Source organism: Halobacillus sp. BBL2006, assembly GCF_000786645.1.
In the GTDB taxonomy this organism is placed as follows: Bacteria; Bacillota; Bacilli; order Bacillales; family Halobacillaceae; genus Halobacillus.
This window is the reverse complement of record NZ_JRNX01000528.1, coordinates 1-741: the sequence shown is the minus strand read 5'-3', so window position 1 is coordinate 741 and position 741 is coordinate 1. Positions and strand designations below refer to the sequence as shown.

1 pseudogene is annotated in these 741 nt (G+C 44.0%); it reads left to right on the top strand.

From position 1 onward, the window contains the following. Positions 1-741: pseudogene (locus LD39_RS15235) on the top strand (putative basic amino acid antiporter YfcC); the annotation flags it as partial.

Sequence of the window (741 nt, the reverse complement as noted above, 5' to 3'; positions counted from 1 at the left end):
AAGTTTATTCGAACCCGGCGGAGGTGCTGGGCTTCTGAATTACGTGTTCGAAGGATTAGTTTCCGGTGACAAATGGGGATCAGCGGTTGGAGTAGTTGCATTTATTTTAATCATCGGCGGAGCTTTCGGGATTATTATGCGGACGCGGGCAGTGGAAGAGGGGATTCTTTCTGTCATTGACCGGACGAAAGGAAAAGAAGTTCTCATTATCCCTGTCATGTTCTTTCTGTTTTCTTTAGGAGGAGCTGTTTTCGGAATGGGGGAAGAAGCGATTGCTTTTGCTATGATTCTTGTTCCGCTGGTCATCGCGTTGGGTTATGATGCGATCACAGGGATTATGATTACCTATGTAGCGACTCAAATCGGTTTCGGGACCTCATGGATGAATCCTTTCGGTGTAGCCATTGCCCAGGGGGTTTCCGACATTCCAGTCTTATCAGGAACTCCATTCAGAATGGTCATGTGGTTTGTGTTCACAGCAGTGGGAACATTCTATACATGGAAATATGCAAGTAAGATTAGAAAGGATCCGACAAAATCATTATCTTATGAGTCGGACCAATATTTTAGAGACGACTTTGATCATAAAGATATGAAAGTAAACTTCAAAACGGGGCATATGCTCGTTATTTTAACAGTAGTCCTTGGTGTAGCCTGGATTATATGGGGGGTTGTTCAGCACGCATACTATATTCCTGAAATCGCCAGCCAATTCTTTACCATTGGACTTGTGGCAGGAAT